The organism is Bosea sp. (in: a-proteobacteria), from assembly GCA_023910605.1.
Classification (GTDB): domain Bacteria; phylum Pseudomonadota; class Alphaproteobacteria; order Rhizobiales; family Beijerinckiaceae; genus Allobosea.
Window position 1 is genome coordinate 2840135 of sequence record JAAVVV010000001.1, and the last position, 19197, is coordinate 2859331.

Here is a 19197-nt window from a genome sequence, read left to right on the forward strand (position 1 = left end):
GAATGGAGCTGCGCAATCTGACTCGCGGCCTGTCCGGAGGGCTGCTGCAGACCCTGGCGGCACAAGACCCAAAGCGAAATCACTCCACCCATCGTCCCGCAAGGAACGTTTGCCGCCAGACGGCGTAATTCATCCAGCCTTCATCCAACCGTGACGTCATCAGTCGCCTCTCGAAGGCATGACACGCGACCTGGCTACTCGACCGTCACCAAGGGCTGAACAAACATGCCGAAACCCGCATCAGCCGACCCGGCAAGGAGAAAGGATCCTGAAGCGCCTCGAGTCAGCTCGCCATCTCCAGCACTTCGTCTCGATCCCCGACCCGATTTCCAACCTGCTTCATTTTCCCCGCAACAGCATGACTGCCGCTGACTATCGAGCCCTTCGGACTGAAGCCATGAGCGTCTGGGCAAATCTGGCCGCTGTTGCCGGCCGAGCGGGATGTAGCGCACGTCGTGATGCCATTTTCGATCTCGGCACGCCAACATGACAGTGCCGCGCCTGAAGGCTGGAGCCGATCAGTTCACCGCGCCAAGGCAGGATTTCTTTCAGCGCCTGCCGGGTGCATGCTATCAAGCAGTTGCATCACGACCTTATCCTGTGCCGAACCTGCAGGCGTTTTAACCCTTGACGTTAGGGCACGCGACGCGCTTGACATCAAGGCGCAAGGGGGTGGGTCAGGGGGAGCCCCCTTGATCCAGGCGAGCCTCCCGGGTCCGTCGTTTGATATCGGGTTTCCGTGCTTTCAGGCACTAGCAAGGAAGTGTTGATGTTGGCAGGTTTCTGGCATCGCGTGCCTACGACCCGCGCGCTCTGGGCTGTCCATCACCTCCTGTGCGGAGCATTGATTTTGCAGCTCGCGATCGTGATCCGTACAGGCGAACTGCCCGAACTGGCGACCGCTGTCCTCATGATGCAGGGAACGCCTGTGGTTTGCGTCTGCATCTTTTCCTTCCTGATCGGGCTCAATCAGGGCTCCTGGTGCTATGCCTTGATCGACAACCTGCCGGGAATCATCGAGATGTCTGTGCTTGCGGTCCCGCTGACGGTGATCGTCATCTTCTCTGTCTCCAGGCTTGAAGCCATACCGCGTGCGGCGCCGGCCATCGCCCGCGAGCGCCTGATCCTGCTGATGGGGGCGTTGCGGCTGTCCTACCGCGCGCTCAAGGAGCGGAATTGCCACCGCCTGCTCCGCGCGCATGATCGCGGCGGACGCGTGCCGGTGATCGGCTTCAGCGAAATGGTGATGATCTCGACGGACAAGGTCGTGAACCTCACCAATATGATGGATGCGACCAGGCGTTTTGCGGAAGCCTACTGCAAGTTGCCGGATCGCCGGCCCGATCACTCCACGCGCTTCATGACTGTCCGCTTCGGCAATGCGCTGGACTCGTCGGGCTCGGCGATGCCGCTTTTCTCGCGGCAGATCGAGGCTGACGGTCCGGTCACCAGCACCCATCCCGGGATGAAGCGCTATTTCATGTCGATGAAGGAGGTCGTGAGGCGCGTGCTTGCAACCTGCGCCAAGGGCGTGGCGAACCCCACCGAGCGCGGAAGGATCATGGTGCCGCACATTTGCACGCAGGCAAGGGTCGTCGACATCGCCACCCGCATTATCCGGCTTGCCGGCCTGCGGCCCGAAATCGTGATCCCCATCCGCTACATCGGTCTGGGGCCTGACGAGAAGCTCCATGTGGAGCGCCCGGCCGCATCCGACTTGGCGCAAGCCACTGCCGACAACTGCCTTCAGATTGCCACGCCGCGCGATATGAGCGGGCGAAACAAGGCGCTTGTGATCGATGCGGGGATCAGGGCATGTCGCTGACCTGGCTTCTGACCGCAACGGCGCTGATGTTCGTGGCGACGGCCGCCGCAAGCCATGCGCTTGTGCCCGTGTTGCGGCGCTGGCAGATGCTCGACATGCCCAACGCCCGCTCGAGCCACGATAGGCCGACGCCACGCGGGGGCGGCATCGCCCCCGTCGGGCTGCTGATCGTCGCCGGGCTGGGGCTTTCGATCGACGCGCAGATCGCAGGGCTGCCGGCGCTCCTCGGCGCGGCTTTGGTTCTGGCTGGGCTCTCGCTGGTCGATGACCGCCGCTCTGTTGGCATCGTCCCGCGGCTCGCCACGCATGGCGGCGCTGTTGCCTTCGGCCTTGCGGCGGCGGTCATGCACTGGCCGCCGATCCTGCCGGGCCTGGCGCCGGGATGGATCGTGCTCGTGCTGCTTGGCATCGCCTGGCTGTGGTTCATGAACCTGTTCAATTTCATGGACGGGATCGACGGCATCAGCGGCGTGGCGCTGATCGGGATCGGGCTGGGCGCTGCTGCGGTCGTGCTGGGCCAAGGCTTGACCGCCGCAGATTCGGCCCTGGCGGGGGCTGTCTGTGTTTCAGGCCTCATGCTCGCCGCCGCGGCGGCAGGGTTCCTTACGGCAAACTGGGCGGTGGCCCGTGTGTTCCTGGGCGATGTCGGCAGCATTCCGCTGGGCTTTCTGGCTGGCGCCCTGCTGATCGCCCTTGCGAGCGCGGGACATGTGGCCGCCGCGATGATCCTGCCGGCCTATCATGTCACCGATGCCACCATCACCCTTGCCCGGCGGATCGTGAGAGGTGAAAAGCTGACCGAGGCCCACCGGACGCATGCCTACCAACGGGCCACCCAGAAGGGGCTCACCCATGCCGATGTCTGCATTCGGATCGCCATGCTGAAGGCCGCTCTCGTCAGTCTTGCCCTGGCATCTGCTGCTGCGCCGCTGATGGCGGTCGTGGTCGCGTATGGCCTGAGCGGCATGCTCTACCACTACCTGCTGCACCATGAGCGCTTCCGGCGATGATTGCCTGGCCATGAATGTGCTCTATGTCTGCAACGACCATGCCTATTTCGAGGCGCACCGGCGCTGGCTGGCCGAGGAGGCCCGGCGGCAGGGCATGGCGGTGAGCGTGGCCTGCGGCCATGTCCGCACGGATGACGAGAGCCTCGGACCCGTGGACTTTCCGCTGCAGGTGGAGCGGCACAGCCTGTCCGTCCCGGGCGACCTCGCGCTTGCCTTGGCCATCCTGAGGGCCGTACGCAGCACGAAGGCTGATGTCGTTCATCTCATCACCATCAAGCCCGTGCTGGTGGGGCTCCTCGCGCTATGGCTTGTGCCATCCGTACGGCGCGTGGTCGCGACCTTTCCCGGTCTGGGCCGTCTGTTCGACCCTGCCGACGACAGCGCCAAGGCGCGGCTGCGGCGCAGGCTCGTGCTGCTCGGGCTCAAGCTCGGGCTTGCCCCATCTCGCGTGAAGGCGGTGTTCGAGACGGAGGCTGACCGGGCGACGCTGGTCGGCCTTGGCGTGGCGCCGCCCAACCAGGCCTTCCATATCGCGGGGGCGGGAGTGGACCCGGGCGCCTTTAGGCGGGCGCCGCTCCCGGAAGGTCGCTTCACGGTGCTTTTCGCAGGGCGCCTGCTGCGTGCCAAGGGCGTGCTTGTCGTTACCGAGGCTGCCCGGCAGGTGGCGGCCACACGCCATGACATCCACTTCGTCATTGCTGGCGGCGCGCAGGCGGGCGATCCAGACGGGCTCGACGGCGCGGAATTGGCCGCGCTCGCACGTGATCCGCATGTGGAGTTGCTGGGCCCGGTTCCCATCCAGCAGATACCGGATCTGCTCGCCAGGGCACATGTTGTTGTGCTCCCCACCAGTTATCAGGAGGGCGTGCCCCGCATCCTGATCGAGGCAGGGGCCGTGGGCCGGCCGGCCATCGTCTCGGACAATGAGGGCTGCAAGGCTTTCGTCGAGGATGGTCAAAGCGGGCTTGTCCTTGAAAGCCTCACCGCCGATGCGCTTGCCGCGGCAGTGATCCAGCTCGCCAGCGACAGGACGCTTATCGAGAAGCTCGCCGCAGGCGCGTCGGCGCGGGTGAGCGAAGGCCGCTTTTCGCAGCGAGACGTAGCCATCACTACTCTGGCACTCTACAGGGCCTAGCTGATCGGTCCCGGCGCACCCCCGCATCCCGGAAAGCTGAGCAGCCTGATGCCAAGTGCTTGATAAAATGGCGCGCCCGAAAGGATTCGAACCTCTGACCCTCAGATTCGTAGTCTGATGCTCTATCCAGCTGAGCTACGGGCGCGTTCTCAATGCGGCGTCGACCGCTGAGTTGGCGAGTGTCTACCGGGTCGCTGCGACCTTGGCAACCCTCTTTTGAAGCGCGAGGGAGCCGTTCTGCCGAAGGCCTCCCCCCGCCCCCATCGACGCTTCCAGGACCAAGGAAAGACAGGGCGGCGACCAGCCGGATATGGACCACGACAGATCAGGCGGCGAGGCGCTTGCCGCTGCCGGCATCGAACAGATGCGTGCTCATCCGGTCCGGCGTGATGCGGATCACCTCGCCCGGCCTTGCTGCGATTCGCTCGCGGAAGAGGCAGGTGAAGGGCTGGCCGGCGATCTCGGCCACGACCTGGGTTTCCGATCCCATGGGTTCGACGACATGGACGCGCGCCTCGAGGCCCGCCCCGTCAAGCCGCACATGCTCGGGCCTGAGGCCATAAACCGCCGGCCTGTCGCCCGAGGCAGATGGCGCATCCCCCAGCGGCAGCAGTAAACCGCCCTCGGCCATGAAGCCGCCCTCCCCGATTGTCCCCCTGATGAAGTTCATGGCCGGCGAGCCGATGAACCCGGCCACGAACAGGTTCGCCGGACGGTCATAAAGCTCGAGCGGCGCGCCGATCTGCTCCACCGAGCCCTCGTGCATCACCACGATCTTGTCGGCCATGGTCATGGCCTCGATCTGGTCATGGGTGACATAGATGGTGGTGGTCCTCAGCCGCTGGTGCAGCTCCTTGATCTCGGTGCGCATCTGCACGCGCAGCTTGGCGTCGAGGTTGGAGAGCGGCTCGTCGAAGAGGAACACCTGCGGATCGCGCACGATGGCCCGGCCCATGGCCACGCGCTGGCGCTGGCCGCCCGAGAGCTGGCGTGGATAGCGCCCAAGCAGCGAAGACAGCGAAAGGATCGCAGCCGCCTTGTCGACCCGCGCCCTGATAGCGTCCCGCGGCTCGCCGCGCAGCTTCATGGAGAAGCCCATGTTGTCCGCCACGGTCATGTGCGGATAGAGCGCGTAGTTCTGGAACACCATGGCAATGTCCCGGTCCTTGGGCGGCACCGTGTTGACCACCGTCCCGCCGATGACGATGTCGCCTGCGGTGATGCCCTCCAGACCTGCGATCATGCGCAGCAGCGTCGACTTTCCGCATCCCGAAGGCCCCACCAGAATCACGAACTCGCCATCCTCGATCGTGATGTCGACGCCGTGCAGGATGGGCGTCGAGCCGAAGGATTTGCGGACGCTGCGGATCTCGACCGATGCCATGCTGGGTTCCTGTGTCGCGGACGGACGGCATTCTGGTTCAACCGGCACGCCCGCGCAATCGCGAACCGGGAGGCTGGCGAGCCCGGCCGGACGTCGCGCGCCCCGGCGGCCATTCCGGACGGGGTTGCCCCTTCAGCGCCATCGACCGCCATCCAACGGGCGGCCCAGCCGTGGCTGGCGGACGCCATGGTTAACCATTTCTTAATGCTTTAGTTGAAAAGCACCGGAATCTGGGCCAATTTCGGTGTCGGACCAAGCCAGAACAGCCCCATCGAACCGGTGTTTCCCATGTTGCTCGTCGCCCCGAAGCAGACCCTGCCGACGCCATCCGCGCAGAATGCGAGCCTGACCGATCTTCCCATCGAGCTGACCTTCCCGGCGCTCGCCTATGACGAGATGAAGGTGCAGTTCGATCCGAACGAGCGCGCGGCCTGGTGCCAGTTCAACCCCAAGGGCGCACCGAGCTTCACCCGGCCGCTCCTGCGCGACATGCTGCGTTTCAAGAGCGCTGTCGAGGCGGCGTTCGGCGCCGCGCCCGCTCAGGAGGCGCCGCTGCGCTTTGTGGTCGGCCATTCCGCCCTCCAGGGCGTCTACAATCTTGGCGGCGACCTCACCTACTTTGCAGAGGCGATCCGCGCCGGCAATCGCGCTGCGCTCAGCGGCTACGCCCGAGAATGCTGCGAGATGATCTTCAACGTCTACTCCGGCTTTGGCCTGCCGCTCATCGTGGTGGGCCTGATCGAGGGGGATGCTCTCGGCGGCGGCTTCGAATCGGCGCTGTCCTGCAATGTCCTGGTGGCCGAGAAGCGCGCGCGCTTCGGCCTGCCCGAGATCATGTTCAATCTCTTTCCCGGCATGGGTGCCTACAGCCTGCTCTCGCGGCGCGTGGGCGCGATCAAGGCCGAGGAGATGATCGCCAGCGGGCGGATTTACTCTGCCCAGGAGCTTCACGCCCTCGGCCTTGTCGATGTGCTGGCGGAGGATGGCGAAGGCCCGCAGGCCGTGCGTCGCTGGATTTCGCAGAACCAGAAACGGCACAGCGTCCTGACCGCGCTGCACGACGTGCGCCGCCGCGTCGGCGGGCTGACGTTGCAGGAGCTCTACGACATCACGGATCGCTGGGTCGATGAGGCCATGCGGCTCGATGAATCCAGCCTGCGCCGCATGGAACGCCTTCGTTCCGCCCAAGGCCGCCTGCGTATGGTGAGCTGAAACGCTTCAGCTCACCATGCGCAGGTGGCGCTGCCCCCGCAGCCAGGCCCGCAGCGCTGCATCAGCCTCGGCGAAGCTGTCGCGCAGCAACGCCAGGCGCTGGTCGCCCGAGCGGGCGAGATCATCCTGGCTGCATTGGCGCCATTCAAGCGCCAGCGTGAACAGCCGTCTGGCGCCGATGTTGGCCGCGCTGCTGCGCAGGGCGTGAAGGATATCCTGGAATGCGGCCGCATCGAGCCGCTCGGCGGCGGCTTCCATGCGGTTGAGCGTCTGTGTCGAGCTCGACAGGAACTCCTCGATGAGTTCGCCCATGAAGCCGAGATCGCCCAGCTGCAGCAGGTTCGACAGCGCGACCTCATCTACGACCGGAATCGCTTCAAGATCGACGATGAGCGGCCCGGGCGCAGCGGTCCCAGGACCGATCATGGGCACGGCGCCGAGCGCGGGAGCGCCATCAGCAACCGGCCCGCGGTCCGCCTCCTGGGGCGGCGCGGAGTTGCGGCGCGTGCTCATCCGCAGCGCATCGGCCAGTTCGCCCTGCTCGATCGGCTTGTGCAGGCACCCTTCCATACCCGCGTCAAGGCAGCGCTTGCGGGTGTCTTCGGTGACATCGGCGGTGAGCGCGTAGATGGGGATGCGGATGCCGCCCAGCATCGCGAAGCGGGCCAGTTTTGTGGCCTCCAGCCCGTTCATCACAGGCATGTTGATGTCCATGAGCACGATATCGAAGCTCTGCTTGACCAGCGCTTCGACGGCATCCTCGCCATTCGACACGATGGTGACCGAGTGGCCATCGCGCTCCAGCAGCTTACGGATGACGATCTGGTTCGTGGTGTTGTCTTCGGCGACGAGGATGCGCAGGTCGGGAATCGCCTGCCTGGGGTCAGCCGCCAGGTCGGCATCGCCGGCGGGACCCTTGCCAACGATTTCACCGCCGCCTGCCGCCAGCATGGCCAGCTGCGTGAGCTCCGCCGGCTTCACCGGTCGCGACAGATGCACGAGCAGCGGCATCGGCGCCTCCTCAATGCGGCTGTCCGGCCCCCGCATCAGGCCGATGACGCTGCGGCGCAGGGCGCCAAAGTCGCGGTCCATCGCCATCAGCCCGGTGCAGACCGACTCGGGCATGGTGTCCGCATCGATCAGCAGCAACCCGCGGCAGCCGCTTTCCATGGTGGCCCTCAGCTCGGCCAGCGCCGCCGCGCCATCGGTGACGCGAAGGACCTGGCGGCCGCTGCTGGACAAGCGTGTGTAGAGCGCGAAGTCGTGCGACAGAAGCACCACCGGGTGGCGCGCCGCAGCAGGCGTCTCATCCGGGGCCGGTGCCAGCGCGACAGGCAGGGTGAACCAGAACTCGCTGCCCATGCCCGGCACGCTTATCACGCCGACCTGCCCGCCCTGCCGCTCGACCAGCTGCTTGACGATGGCGAGGCCAAGGCCGGTGCCGCCGAACCGGTCCATGATCGTGTGGTCGGCCTGCGTGAACTGCTCGAAGATGCTGGCCTGCGCCGATTTATGGATGCCAATGCCGGTGTCATGCACGCTGAAGCGGAGCGTCGCATTGTCTGGCCCGATCTCCGCAACATCGACCAACACGCGGATGCCGCCGCTGCTGGTGAATTTGGTGGCGTTGCCGATCAGGTTGGTGAGGATCTCCTCCAGTTTCTGACGGTTGCCGATGATGCTGGACGGCATGCCTGCGCCGATTTCGACGCTGAGATAGAGCCCCTTCGCCTCCGCCGAAACGGCCAGCACGCGGCGCACGCCCAGCACCGTCTCGAGAACGGACAGCGGCGCGGTCTGCATGCGGTCGGCATTGGCTTCCATCCGCGACAGATCGAGGATGGAGTTGATGAGCTTGAGCAGGGAACGGCCGGACATGCCGATCGTCTCGCTCATCTCGCGCTGCTCACGCGGAATGGCCGAGCCGCGCAGCAGGTCGCTCAGCGTGATGATGGCGTTGAGCGGCGTCCTCAACTCATGGCTGACGCTGGCAAGGAACAGGCTCTTGGCCTTGGAAGCCTCCTCAGCCTGCTGCTTGGCCTCCGACAGCTTGCGGATCAGCGCGGAGACATAGGCCGGCAGGAGGAAAAGCCCGGCCATCAGCCCGAAGGACATCTCGAGATTGTTGTGCCAGGGCGGCGTTGTCAGGATGAGGAGGGCGAAGGCGATGATGGCGCTGATCGCGGCTCCGAGCAGATACTTCACGCCAAAGCGGAAGCCATTGCCGAAGATGATCCAGAGATAAAGCGGATAGCCGATGGCGAAAGCGCTCTCGCCCATGTGCATGCCATAGGTCAGCATGCCGATGTCGAGGCTGATGGCGAGGATGCGCCGGCCGTGCGAGACGCCCGGCTTCGCAAGGATATGCACGAAAAGAACGAGCGAAGCGGCGTAGTAGATGCCGAACAGCACGAGCGCGTCGTGGAACACATCCTGCGCGGCGTCATGCCCCTTGGACTGTGCGATGACGAGATAAGCCAGCACCACCGTGGAGAGCACGATGCGGTTGATCGTCATCTCGTGTTCGCTGTCGGGGCGGCCCTTCAGCCGCCTGCGCACCGCCGACATCATGCGGCGAAGCCTTCCGGGCCTGCGCGCGGGGTTCGTGGGAGCGTTCATGCCTTGCGGGCCAGACCGGCGCGTCCCAGGGCGAATTCCACGAAGGCGTCGAAGGGCAGCGGCTTGCTGAACAGGTAGCCCTGGAACTCGTCGCAGCCTTCGCTGGCAAGGAAGTCGCGCTGCGCTTCGGTCTCCACGCCCTCTGCAATGATGGACAAATCAAGGCTGTGGCCAAGCGCCATCACCGTGCGCACGATCGCGACGTCGTTGGGATCGTGCGGCAGGTTGCGGATGAAGGACTGGTCGATCTTCAGCCGATCCACGGGGAAGCGCTTCACATAGCGCAGCGAGGAATATCCCGTGCCGAAATCGTCGATCGAAATCTCGCAGCCCAGCGCGCGGATCTGCGCAAGCTCCCCCACGAGCGTCTCGCTGTCCTCCAGCACCGAGCTTTCCGTCAGCTCGAGATCGAGCAGATGCGGATCGAGCCCGCTCTGGCCCAGCGCCCGCGTGACCAGCAGCGGCACGTTGTTCCGCGTGAACTGCAGCGGCGAGAGGTTCACGCCCACGCGCACCCCCGTCATGCCAAGCTGCTGCCACAGGCGGCCGGCGCGGCAGGCCTCCATCACCACCCATTCATTGATCTGGACGATGAAGCCGGTGGCTTCGGCGCGCGGCAGGAAGGCGGCTGGGCTTTGCAGGCCATGGCCCGGCCGGTTCCAGCGGATCAACGCCTCCCCGCCCGTCAGCCGCCCCGTGGCGGCCTCGATCTGCGGCTGGTAGTGCAGCACGAACTCGCCCCGCTCAAGCGCGAGCTTCAGCTCGGTGTCGAGCGTGGCGTTGCCGAGCGCTGCGCTCTGCATGTCCGAGGCGTAGAACGCCATGCGGTTGCCGCCATCGGATTTGGCACGGTACATGGCCGTGTCGGCGTGCTTGAGCAGCGTCGCTCCGTCGGCGGCATCGGCCGGATGCATCGTTACGCCGATGCTGCCTGTGGAGGCCACAAGGCCTGAATCACCCACGAAAGGCTGCGCGATGACCTGCAGCATCAGGTCGGAGAACTGGCGTACATCCTCGGGCTTTGCGACAGCGGTCTGCAGCACGGCGAATTCGTCGCCGCCGATGCGCGCGACCGTGTCCTGCCTGCGTGCGATGTCAGAGAGACGCTGCCCGATGGCGGCGATGTAGGAATCGCCGACGCCATGGCCATGCACATCGTTGATCGCCTTGAAGTCGTCGAGATCGATCAGATGCAGCGCGAAGGCGCGGTCGCCGCGCCGGGCGCGGGCGATTTCGCGATTGACGCGCTGATGCAGCAAGGTCCTGTTCGGCAGTCCCGTCAGCGCATCATGATGCGCCATGTGGCGCAGGTAGTTTTCGGCCGCCTTGCGCTCGGAAATGTCGATCGAAGTGGTGAGGACGCCGCAGACGTGTCCATTGGCGTCCATCAACGGGGTCTTCGACGACAGGAGGACCCGCTTGGTCCCGGCCTGGTCGGTCAGATCCTCTTCATAGGAGTTGGCGGCGCGGCCGGTTTCCCAGACCATGCGATCGAGCGCTTTCGAGCGCGCGCCCTGCTCTTCTCCGATGAGGCCCGCAACGGGCTGGCCGACGACCTCGGTCGCGCTCTTGCCAAGCAGATCAGCCTGGAACGCGTTGGCGAACAGCACCTTGCCGTCGAAATCGGCGCAGCGGACGACCGCCGGAATGCTGTCGATCACCTGCGCGAGGCGCTCGCGGGAATCACGCATGGCTGACTCATGCGTGCGCTCGCTCTCGATCAGTTCGGCGCGCAGATGATCGGCGCGCTCGGCAAGCAGCAGCTGCTGCCGGCGCAGCCGGAGCAGGTTGCGCGCCCGGGTGACGAACTCCTGATGATCGACCGGGCTCTGCAGGAAGTCGGTGGCGCCGCATTCGAGCGCGCGCAGCCTGAGGCTGCGCTCCTCATAGACCGTCAGGACCACCACAGGCACATCCGCCGCGCCGGGCAACTCGCGGAACTGACGCACGAAATCGGCGCCGTCCATATGGGGCATCTTGAAGTCAGTGATGACCAGATCGACCTGCCGTCCGGCCAGCGAGGCCAACGCGGCCAGCGGGTCCGGAAACGTCTCGACCGTAATGTCATCGGCAATCGACTTCGCGAGCCGCGCGAAGATCTGGCGGTTCGTGTACTGATCGTCGAGAATGGCGACTAACGGCATGGGGGTTAGATCTTTGTTGCACGTGACGACGCGCGAAAAGCTGACGGATCAATGCGGCCCCGGTATGCGGACCCCTGCATTTTCACAGACTTTGGTTAACGATGCGTTCGAGAGCGCCCGACCCGGCCGGCCGCGCATGTCCGGCTCGGGCGCAAGCGGGTTTCAGGCCTTGCACCAAAATGTTTTAAGCTTAAAATATTAATGGTTCGTCAGGCGCCGGGATCGGCAGCGAGGGAGCGGGCCATGAAGATTGCGGTGATCGGCGGCGGTCCTGCGGGCCTCTATTTCTCGATCCTGCTCAGGCAGTCGCGGCCCGATGCGGCCATCACCATCCATGAGCGCAACCAGGCGGACGACACGTTCGGCTTTGGCGTCGTGTTTTCGGACCAGACGCTGGACACCTTCAAGGCGCATGATCTGGAGAGCTACGAGGCGATCCGCCGGTCCTTCGCCTACTGGGACGACATAGAGGTGCACTTCAAGGACACGGTGCACCGCATCGGCGGCAACGGCTTCTGCGGCTGCTCACGCCGCACCTTGCTGCTTTTGCTCCAGCAGCGAGCGCGCCAGCTCGGCGTGGCGATGGAGTTCGGCGTCGAGATCGCAGACGATACAGGTCTGGATGCCGACCTTATCGTCATCGCCGACGGGCTGAACTCGCGCCTGCGCGAGCGCCACCGCGAGCATTTCGGCACGAAGGTCGATCTCAGGCCCAACAAGTTCTCCTGGATGGGCTCGACCCGCCCCTTCGACGCCTTCAACTACTTCTTCCGCGAGACGGAAGCCGGCGTCTTCATCGCCCATTGCTACCAGTATGAGGCCAATGCCTCGACCTGGGTGCTCGAGACGACGCCCGAGACCTGGGCCCGCGCCGGCCTCGACATCATGGATGAGCAAGAGAGCGCCCGCTACATGGAGGGCGTCTTCGCGGCCGAGCTTCAGGGCCACCGCCTTCAGACCAACCGGTCGATCTGGCGCTCCTTCCCCATGCTGCGCAACGAGCGCTGGGTGAAGGACAACATGGTCCTGATCGGCGACGCCAAGGCCACCGCGCATTACTCGATCGGCTCGGGAACCAAGCTGGCGATGGAGGATGCAATCGCCCTGCACAAGTCGCTGCTGGCGACGGGCAGCGTGTCGGAGGCGCTGGCCCACTTCGAGACCACCCGCCGCAACGAGGTCGAGCGGACCCAGCACGCGGCCGACACCTCGCTTGTCTGGTTCGAGGAGGTGGAGCGCTTCTGGGACATGGACCCGACCCAGTTCGCCTTCGGCCTGATGACGCGCGCCAAGGCCATCACCTACGACAACCTCAGGCTGCGCGCTCCGCAATTCGTTGCGGCGGTCGATGACATGATGGCGCGGGATGTCGCGGCCCGCGGCATCACCGCCGAGCCGCACACGGCCGTGGCGCCCATGTTCCAGCCCTATCGCCTGCGCGACATGGCTTTGGCCAACCGCGTTGTGGTGTCGCCGATGTGCATGTACTCCGCCAAGGATGGCAGGCCCGGCGACTTCCACCTCGTGCATTACGGCGCGCGCGCCATGGGCGGCGCAGGGCTGATCTTCACCGAGATGACATGCCCTTCGCCGGAAGCCCGGATCACGCCCGGCTGCACCGGCCTGTGGAACGAGGCCCAGACGCTGGCGTGGAAGCGCATCGTCGACTTCGTGCATGCCAATGGCGACAGCCGCATCTGCCTCCAGCTCGGCCATGCCGGCCGCAAGGGCGCGTCAAAACTGATGTGGGACGGCATGGACCGCCCCCTCGCCGAGGGTGGCTGGCCCCTCATCGCCCCATCTGCGCTGCCGTACTATCCGGAAAGCCAGACGCCGCGCGCAATGGACGAGCAGGACATGGCGCGGGTGACGGCGGATTTCGTGGGGGCCGTGCGCCGCGCGGAGGAGGCCGGCTTCGACATGCTGGAGCTGCATTGCGCACATGGCTACCTCTTGGCTTCGTTCATCTCGCCGGTGACCAACCACCGCACCGATGACCATGGCGGCGCTCTGGAAAACCGGCTGCGTTTCCCGCTACGTGTCTTCGAGGCGATGCGGGCGGCGTGGCCGGCGCACAAGCCGATGTCCGTGCGCATTTCCGCCTCCGACTGGATGGCGGGCGGCCTCACGGCTGACGAGGCGGTAGAGGTTTCCAAAGCCTTCGGCCGCGCAGGCGCAGACCTCATCGACGTGTCCTCGGGGCAGACCGCGCCTCAATCGCGGCCGCAATACGGGCGCATGTTCCAGACGCCCTTCTCGGACCAGATCCGCAACGAGGCCAAGGTGGCCACCATGGCCGTGGGCTCGATCACGGGCGCCGATCAGATCAACACGATCATCGCGGCCGGCCGCGCTGATCTGGTGGCGCTAGGCCGTCCGCATCTGGCCGATCCAGCCTTCACCCTGCGCGCGGCGGCCTGGTATGGCGATGCCGACCATGTTTCGCCGCGCCAGTATGGCCCCGGCCGCGACGCGCTCTATCGCCAGCTTGAGAAGGAGCGGACCGACCTCGCCGAACTCAGACTCAAGGCCCGGCCCACCAGCCACGCACCCGCCATGGAGGACACGCTGCCCAGCCTCGCGGCGCAGTGATCTCCAGGCGGCGGCCCAACCTCAGTTGCGGCTGAACTGCGTGCTTGCCTTCTCTTCGCGGTTGTTCTGATGGGCGCCCCGGGCATTGGTCGGCGAAACCTTGCGCGGCGGGAGGCTGACATCAGGCCCTCCCGCCTTCACGGCGTCGGCGCTTGCGCGGCTCGACATCACCACAAGCGGCTGGCCAGGCAGCGCCAGGCTGACACCACGCCCTTGCAATCGCCATGACCGTCGGAGCGCGCACAGAACAAGCCGCTCCAGCGGGAGTCACAGGCCCGCGCAGCCAATCAGGGCAGCGTCAGGACCGGCGAAGGCGCAGGCGGCGTGGCCGGCCTGGTCTGGCGGAGGCACAGCTTGCCGATCATCAGAACGGCCAACGAGCCGGGGGGCAAGGCCCGGATCTTCATGGACTCAGTCCATTTCAACATGGGCGGGGCGGGCGCAGCGCTGAGCCTGCAAGAGGCCGCTGCCCGGGACCGCATCGCGATTTGCCGGACCTGAGGTTGTTGCGGCTCGCCGTGATCCGCCTTTTGCACAGTCGAATGACGCCTTCCGGCCGCAGCCGCGCATTCAGCGGCATCTCGCGAAACTGCACGAAAACCTGCGCGTTTCGGCATCAGATATTTTCTGGCTCTGGCTTGACGCTTGAATCAAGCGGGTTGAATATGGATTTGGAGCAGTTCAAACCTGCCGCCCGGGTCACACTGGCGGCGCTGCCGAAGGCGCACCCGGCGCGGCTGGCGGGAGCTGCCAAGATCAAAGGACCGTGCGCGCTATCCCGCGACGACGCGGCAATTCGAAGGAGGTATGACATGGCGACCGTGTCCATGATGGTGAATGGCAACCCCGTTTCGGGCGACATCGACCCCCGAACGCTGCTGGTCCAGTTCATCCGCGATCACCAGCGCCTCACGGGCACCCATGTCGGTTGCGACACCAGCCAGTGCGGCGCCTGCGTGGTGCACATCGACGGCAAGGCCGTGAAGTCCTGCACCATCCTCGCCGTCCAGTGCCAGGGCGCCAGCGTCGTCACCATCGAGGGCATCGCCGCGCCCGATGGCACGCTGCACCCTATGCAGGAGGCCTTCCGCGAGCATCACGGCCTCCAGTGCGGCTTCTGCACGCCCGGCATGATCATGTCCGCGATCGACATCGTGAACCGCAAGGGCAACGACCTCGACGAGCACACCATCCGCGAGGAGCTCGAAGGCAACATCTGCCGCTGCACCGGCTACCACAACATCGTCAGGGCTGTGGATGCCGGCGCGCGGGCGATGGCGGGCGCATCCCTGCGCCAGGCGGCCGAGTGAACCGCGCCTGAGCTGCGCCACGGGTCGGCGCGCTGTCGGCCTGCCGCAACCATGCGGCCCATGAACCAGCCGGAGCCTCTCGAACGGGCGTCAATGATCGGGTCATCCACCCGTGCTCCGGACCAGTCCCGACAAAGACGGCGGACAACGCCACAGGATCCATCATCTCCGGGAGGAGCCTCACCATGACAGCCACGGGCATAGGCGCTTCGGTCAAGCGCAAGGAAGATCACCGCTTCATCACCGGCGCAGGCCGCTACACCGACGACATCAACCGGCCCGGCCAGGCCCATGCCTATTTCCTGCGTTCGCCTCACGCGCACGCCACCATCAAGGGCATCGACGCCTCGGCCGCCAGGGCGATGCCGGGTGTGCTGGCGGTGCTGACGGGCGAGGATCTCGCGGCCGACAAGATCGGCGGCCTGATCTGCGGCTGGATGATCCACAACAAGGATGGCACGCCGATGAAGGCCGGCGCCCACCCTGCCCTCGCCCAGGGCAAGGTGCGCTATGTCGGCGATCATGTCGCCGTCGTCGTGGCGGACACCCTGGCGCAGGCGCGCGACGCCGCCGAGGCCGTCATCGTGGACTACGGCGTGCTGCCGGCGGTGGTGGACACTGCGGGCGCGACGCGCGCCGGTGTCACGATCCATGACGTCGCTCCCGACAACACCGTCTATAACTGGCACCTCGGCAACAAGGCCGAGACGGATGCGGCCTTTGCGGCGGCGAAGCACGTCGTCAGGATGAACATCGTCAACAACCGCCTCGCGCCGAACCCGATGGAGCCGCGCGCCGCGATCGGGGTCTATGAAAAGGCCGAGGATCACTACACGCTCTACACCACGAGCCAGAACCCGCATGTCGCGCGCCTCGTGCTCTCCGCCTTCATCGGCATCGCGCCGGAGAACAAGCTTCGGGTCATCGCCCCCGATGTCGGCGGCGGCTTCGGCTCGAAGATCTTCATCTATGCCGAGGAGACGGTCTGCGTCTGGGCCTCGAAGAAGGTCGGCCGGCCGGTGAAGTGGAACTCTGACCGCACCGAGGCCTTCCTCTGCGACGCCCATGGCCGCGACCATGTCACGGAGGCCCAGATGGCGGTCGACGCCAATGGCAGGATCACGGGCCTCAAGGTCCACACCATCGCGAACCTCGGCGCCTATCTCTCGACCTTCTCGTCCTCTGTGCCGACCTATCTCTACGCGCCGCTGCTCAGTGGCCAGTACAACATCCCGGCCATCTATGCCGAGGTGGATGCGGTCTACACCACCACCGCTCCCGTCGACGCCTATCGCGGGGCGGGCCGGCCGGAGGCGACCTTCGTGGTCGAGCGCCTTGTCGAGGTGGCCGCGCGCCAGCTTGGCATCGACCCGGCCAAGTTCCGCGAGATGAACTACATCACCAAGTTCCCGCACCAGACGCCGGTGATCATGTGCTACGACGCGGGCAACTATAACGCCTCGATGAAAAAGGCGCTGGAAGCGGCTGACTACAAGGGCTTCGGCAAGCGCCGCAAGGAGGCCGAAAAGCGCGGCAAGCTGCGCGGCATCGGCTTCTCCTCCTACATCGAGGCCTGCGGCATCGCCCCGTCAGCGGCGGTGGGTTCGCTCGGCGCAGGCGTGGGCCTGTGGGAATCGGCCGAGGTGCGCGTCAACCCGATCGGTACGGTGGAGATCCTGACCGGCTCGCACAGCCACGGCCAGGGCCACGAAACCACCTTCGCCCAGCTCGTCTGCGACAGGCTCGGTGTGCCGCTCGAGGCCGTCTCCATCATCCATGGCGACACCGACAAGGTGCAGATGGGCATGGGCACCTATGGATCGCGCTCTGGCGCGGTCGGCATGTCCGCCATTGCCAAGGCTCTCGACAAGGTGATCGCCAAGGGCAAGAAGGTCGCCGCCTATGTCCTTGAGGCGTCCGAACAGGACATCGACTTCAAGGATGGCAAGTTCAGCGTGCGGGGCACCGACAAGACGCTGGATTTCGGCGCCTGCGCCCTTCAGGCCTACATCGCGCACAAGTTCAACGGGCAGGACCTTGAGCCCGGCATGAAGGAAGGCGCCTTCTATGACCCGACAAACTTCACCTTCCCTGCCGGCGTGCACATCGCCGAGGTCGAGATCGACCCCGAGACGGGCGTGACGAAGGTGGTGAACTGGACGGCCGTGGATGATTTCGGCGTCGTCATCAATCCGATGATCGTCGAGGGCCAGGTGCATGGCGGCATCGCCCAGGGCATCGGCCAGGCCATGCTGGAGGGCGTCGTCTACAATGCCGACGGCCAGCTCATGACCGCGAGCTACATGGACTACTGCATGCCGCGCGCCGACGACCTGCCTTCCTTCTCGGTTGGCATGACGGTGACCGCATGCCCGTCCAATCCGCTCGGCATCAAGGGCTGCGGCGAGGCCGGGGCGATCGCCGCCCCGCCCGCGCTGATCAACGCCATCACCGATGCGGTCGGCCATGAAGATGTCACCATGCCTGCCACGCCGAAGGTTGTGTGGCGCGCGGCGCAGAAAGCCATGAAGAAGATGGCTGCCGAGTAAGCCGCGCTTTTGCTCCCTCTCCCCCTGCGGGAGAGGGCCGGGGAGGCGTTTCACTACTCTTCCCGGTTTCGATTTCATCCCGAGGGGCGGCGGCATTGGCCGCATGGTCCCTCTCCCTAACCCTCTTCCGTCGGGCAGAGGGAACAGAGCGGAGGACACATCATGTACGCATTCACCTATCATCGCCCCGATACCGTTCGGCAGGCGGCCGGCCTTGTTGCCCGCAAGGAGGACGCCAAGCTTCTGGCCGGCGGCCACACGCTGCTGCCCACCATGAAGCAGCGGCTCGCCTCCCCGGCCAGCCTGATCGACCTTGGCGGCGTCGCCGAGCTCAAGGGGATCGAGCGCAAGGGCCGCGCCGTCGTCGTGGGCGCGATGACCACCCACGCGGAGGTGGCCGCAAGCCCCGTGATGCGCGAGGCCATACCGGGCCTCGCCGACCTCGCCGGCAACATTGGCGACCCGCATGTGCGCCATCGCGGCACCATAGGCGGCTCCGTAGCCAACAACGACCCGGCGGCGTGCTACCCCTCAGCCTGCATCGCGCTGGGCGCTACGATCGTCACCAGCAAGCGGCGCATTCCGGCCGATGAGTTCTTCCAGGGCATGTTCGGCACCGCCCTCGAGGATGGCGAGATCATCACGAAGGTGATCTTTCCCGTGCCCTCGCGGGCGGCCTACGCCAAGTTCGCCAATCCGGCCTCGCGCTATGCGCTGGTGGGCGTGTTCGTGGCCAAGCGTGGCGGCGAGGTTCGCGTCGCGGTCACCGGCGCGGGCGCTTCGGGCGTGTTCCGCTGGACAGCGGCGGAACTGGCTCTGGACCAGCGCTACTCTTCCAAGTCGCTGATCGGCCTTCAGGCCAGCGCCGAGAACCTGAACTCCGACATCCATGCGGATGCGGAATACCGCGCCCATCTGATTGGCGTCATGGCCCGCCGCGCGGTGGATGCTTCGCTCGGCAAGTGAATGTCCCGCATGTGGTCATCATGCATGTAAGGGGCTCAGCATGACGCACTTGCGACTGTCCCGTCACCCGACGGGGCGGTCGCAACGGTTCGCAGGCTCAGCAGAAGAAGCGTTCCACGGCGATCTTGCTGTCCCTGACCGTGTAAAGCCCAACGTCGCGCGAATGGCGGCGCACGCCGGTCGCCTTGACCGTGAAGTCCGTATCGAACACCACCGCGAACTGGTCGCCATTCACGAACGGCCCCTCCGTCGTCATGGCGTGGACCTCATGGTTCTCAAACCACCACTGAACCTTGGCGGCGACCGCCTCCGCCCCTTCCAGCCGCGCCATCGGACCCTCCATGGCCTCGATGCTGACAATGTCGGGGGCGTTGAACTGCATGCCTGCGGCATGATGATCACCGGCCTTGAGCAGCGCGGTGAAGGCTTGGGCGATGTCGGCAACAGACAT

At 65.7% G+C, this 19197-nt stretch carries 13 protein-coding genes and 1 tRNA gene; 9 read left to right on the forward strand and 5 right to left on the reverse strand.

Features of this window, described 5'->3' with window-relative positions; translation table 11 throughout:
• Positions 1–850 precede the first annotated feature (850 nt).
• From HEQ16_13700 to HEQ16_13710, 3 genes are read left to right on the forward strand one after another with little or no spacing between them, the layout of a single operon-like run.
• Positions 851–1825, forward strand: coding sequence for a polysaccharide biosynthesis protein (locus tag HEQ16_13700; GenBank protein ID MCO4055070.1), 975 nt, complete (start codon positions 851–853; stop codon positions 1823–1825).
• The gene (locus tag HEQ16_13705) at positions 1816–2835 is read left to right on the forward strand and encodes a glycosyl transferase (protein ID MCO4055071.1); all 1020 of its coding nucleotides are present in this window, start codon (positions 1816–1818) and stop codon (positions 2833–2835) included. Before HEQ16_13700 ends, HEQ16_13705 begins: the two co-directional genes overlap by 10 nt.
• On the forward strand, positions 2816–3970 hold the full coding sequence (locus HEQ16_13710; protein MCO4055072.1) for a glycosyltransferase family 4 protein: 1155 nt from the start codon (positions 2816–2818) through the stop codon (positions 3968–3970). Before HEQ16_13705 ends, HEQ16_13710 begins: the two co-directional genes overlap by 20 nt.
• A 68-nt stretch (positions 3971–4038) precedes the next feature.
• Here HEQ16_13710 and HEQ16_13715 read toward each other — a convergent pair.
• Positions 4039–4115 (reverse strand) — tRNA-Arg (locus HEQ16_13715).
• Positions 4116–4295: 180 nt separating this feature from the next.
• The gene (ugpC, locus tag HEQ16_13720; GenBank protein MCO4055073.1) at positions 4296–5354 is read right to left on the reverse strand and encodes a sn-glycerol-3-phosphate ABC transporter ATP-binding protein UgpC; all 1059 of its coding nucleotides are present in this window, start codon (positions 5352–5354) and stop codon (positions 4296–4298) included.
• A gap of 288 nt (positions 5355–5642) precedes the next feature.
• On the opposite strand from ugpC, the gene HEQ16_13725 reads away from it, so the two are divergent.
• Positions 5643–6566, forward strand: a complete 924-nt coding sequence (locus HEQ16_13725; GenBank protein MCO4055074.1) for an enoyl-CoA hydratase — start codon at positions 5643–5645, stop codon at positions 6564–6566.
• 6 nt (positions 6567–6572) lie between these two features.
• On the opposite strand, the gene HEQ16_13730 is transcribed toward HEQ16_13725, so the two are convergent.
• Complete coding sequence (locus HEQ16_13730) at positions 6573–9137, reverse strand: response regulator (protein MCO4055075.1); 2565 nt, start codon at positions 9135–9137, stop codon at positions 6573–6575.
• Between the two features lie 44 nt (positions 9138–9181).
• The gene (locus tag HEQ16_13735) at positions 9182–11329 is read right to left on the reverse strand and encodes an EAL domain-containing protein (GenBank protein ID MCO4055076.1); all 2148 of its coding nucleotides are present in this window, start codon (positions 11327–11329) and stop codon (positions 9182–9184) included.
• A 243-nt stretch (positions 11330–11572) separates the two neighbouring features.
• On the opposite strand from HEQ16_13735, the gene HEQ16_13740 reads away from it, so the two are divergent.
• The 5 genes from HEQ16_13740 to HEQ16_13760 all read left to right on the forward strand — a co-directional run bounded on the left by HEQ16_13740 (position 11573) and on the right by HEQ16_13760 (position 18746).
• Complete coding sequence (locus HEQ16_13740) at positions 11573–13921, forward strand: bifunctional salicylyl-CoA 5-hydroxylase/oxidoreductase (protein MCO4055077.1); 2349 nt, start codon at positions 11573–11575, stop codon at positions 13919–13921.
• 324 nt (positions 13922–14245) lie between these two features.
• A complete protein-coding gene (locus tag HEQ16_13745; GenBank protein ID MCO4055078.1) occupies positions 14246–14422 on the forward strand; it encodes a hypothetical protein in 177 nt (58 codons plus the stop codon).
• Positions 14423–14733: 311 nt separating this feature from the next.
• On the forward strand, positions 14734–15231 hold the full coding sequence (locus HEQ16_13750; protein ID MCO4055079.1) for a (2Fe-2S)-binding protein: 498 nt from the start codon (positions 14734–14736) through the stop codon (positions 15229–15231).
• A gap of 185 nt (positions 15232–15416) precedes the next feature.
• Positions 15417–17780, forward strand: a complete 2364-nt coding sequence (locus HEQ16_13755; GenBank protein ID MCO4055080.1) for a xanthine dehydrogenase family protein molybdopterin-binding subunit — start codon at positions 15417–15419, stop codon at positions 17778–17780.
• 162 nt (positions 17781–17942) lie between these two features.
• Complete coding sequence (locus HEQ16_13760) at positions 17943–18746, forward strand: xanthine dehydrogenase family protein subunit M (GenBank protein ID MCO4055081.1); 804 nt, start codon at positions 17943–17945, stop codon at positions 18744–18746.
• Positions 18747–18843: 97 nt separating this feature from the next.
• Here HEQ16_13760 and HEQ16_13765 read toward each other — a convergent pair whose 3' ends face one another.
• Complete coding sequence (locus HEQ16_13765) at positions 18844–19197, reverse strand: nuclear transport factor 2 family protein (GenBank protein ID MCO4055082.1); 354 nt, start codon at positions 19195–19197, stop codon at positions 18844–18846.

Excerpts from the sequence above, each read along its gene's own strand:
- HEQ16_13730 (MCO4055075.1), bottom strand. The coding sequence starts at position 9,137 with ATGATGTCGGCGGTGCGCAGGCGGCTGAAGGGCCGCCCCGACAGCGAA.
- HEQ16_13735 (MCO4055076.1), bottom strand. The coding sequence starts at position 11,329 with ATGCCGTTAGTCGCCATTCTCGACGATCAGTACACGAACCGCCAGATC.
- HEQ16_13750 (MCO4055079.1), top strand. The coding sequence starts at position 14,734 with ATGGCGACCGTGTCCATGATGGTGAATGGCAACCCCGTTTCGGGCGAC.
- ugpC (MCO4055073.1), bottom strand. The coding sequence starts at position 5,354 with ATGGCATCGGTCGAGATCCGCAGCGTCCGCAAATCCTTCGGCTCGACG.
- HEQ16_13710 (MCO4055072.1), top strand. The coding sequence starts at position 2,816 with ATGAGCGCTTCCGGCGATGATTGCCTGGCCATGAATGTGCTCTATGTC.
- HEQ16_13725 (MCO4055074.1), top strand. The coding sequence starts at position 5,643 with ATGTTGCTCGTCGCCCCGAAGCAGACCCTGCCGACGCCATCCGCGCAG.
- HEQ16_13705 (MCO4055071.1), top strand. The coding sequence starts at position 1,816 with ATGTCGCTGACCTGGCTTCTGACCGCAACGGCGCTGATGTTCGTGGCG.
- HEQ16_13755 (MCO4055080.1), top strand. The coding sequence starts at position 15,417 with ATGACAGCCACGGGCATAGGCGCTTCGGTCAAGCGCAAGGAAGATCAC.
- HEQ16_13765 (MCO4055082.1), bottom strand. The coding sequence starts at position 19,197 with ATGTCTGTTGCCGACATCGCCCAAGCCTTCACCGCGCTGCTCAAGGCC.
- HEQ16_13760 (MCO4055081.1), top strand. The coding sequence starts at position 17,943 with ATGTACGCATTCACCTATCATCGCCCCGATACCGTTCGGCAGGCGGCC.
- HEQ16_13740 (MCO4055077.1), top strand. The coding sequence starts at position 11,573 with ATGAAGATTGCGGTGATCGGCGGCGGTCCTGCGGGCCTCTATTTCTCG.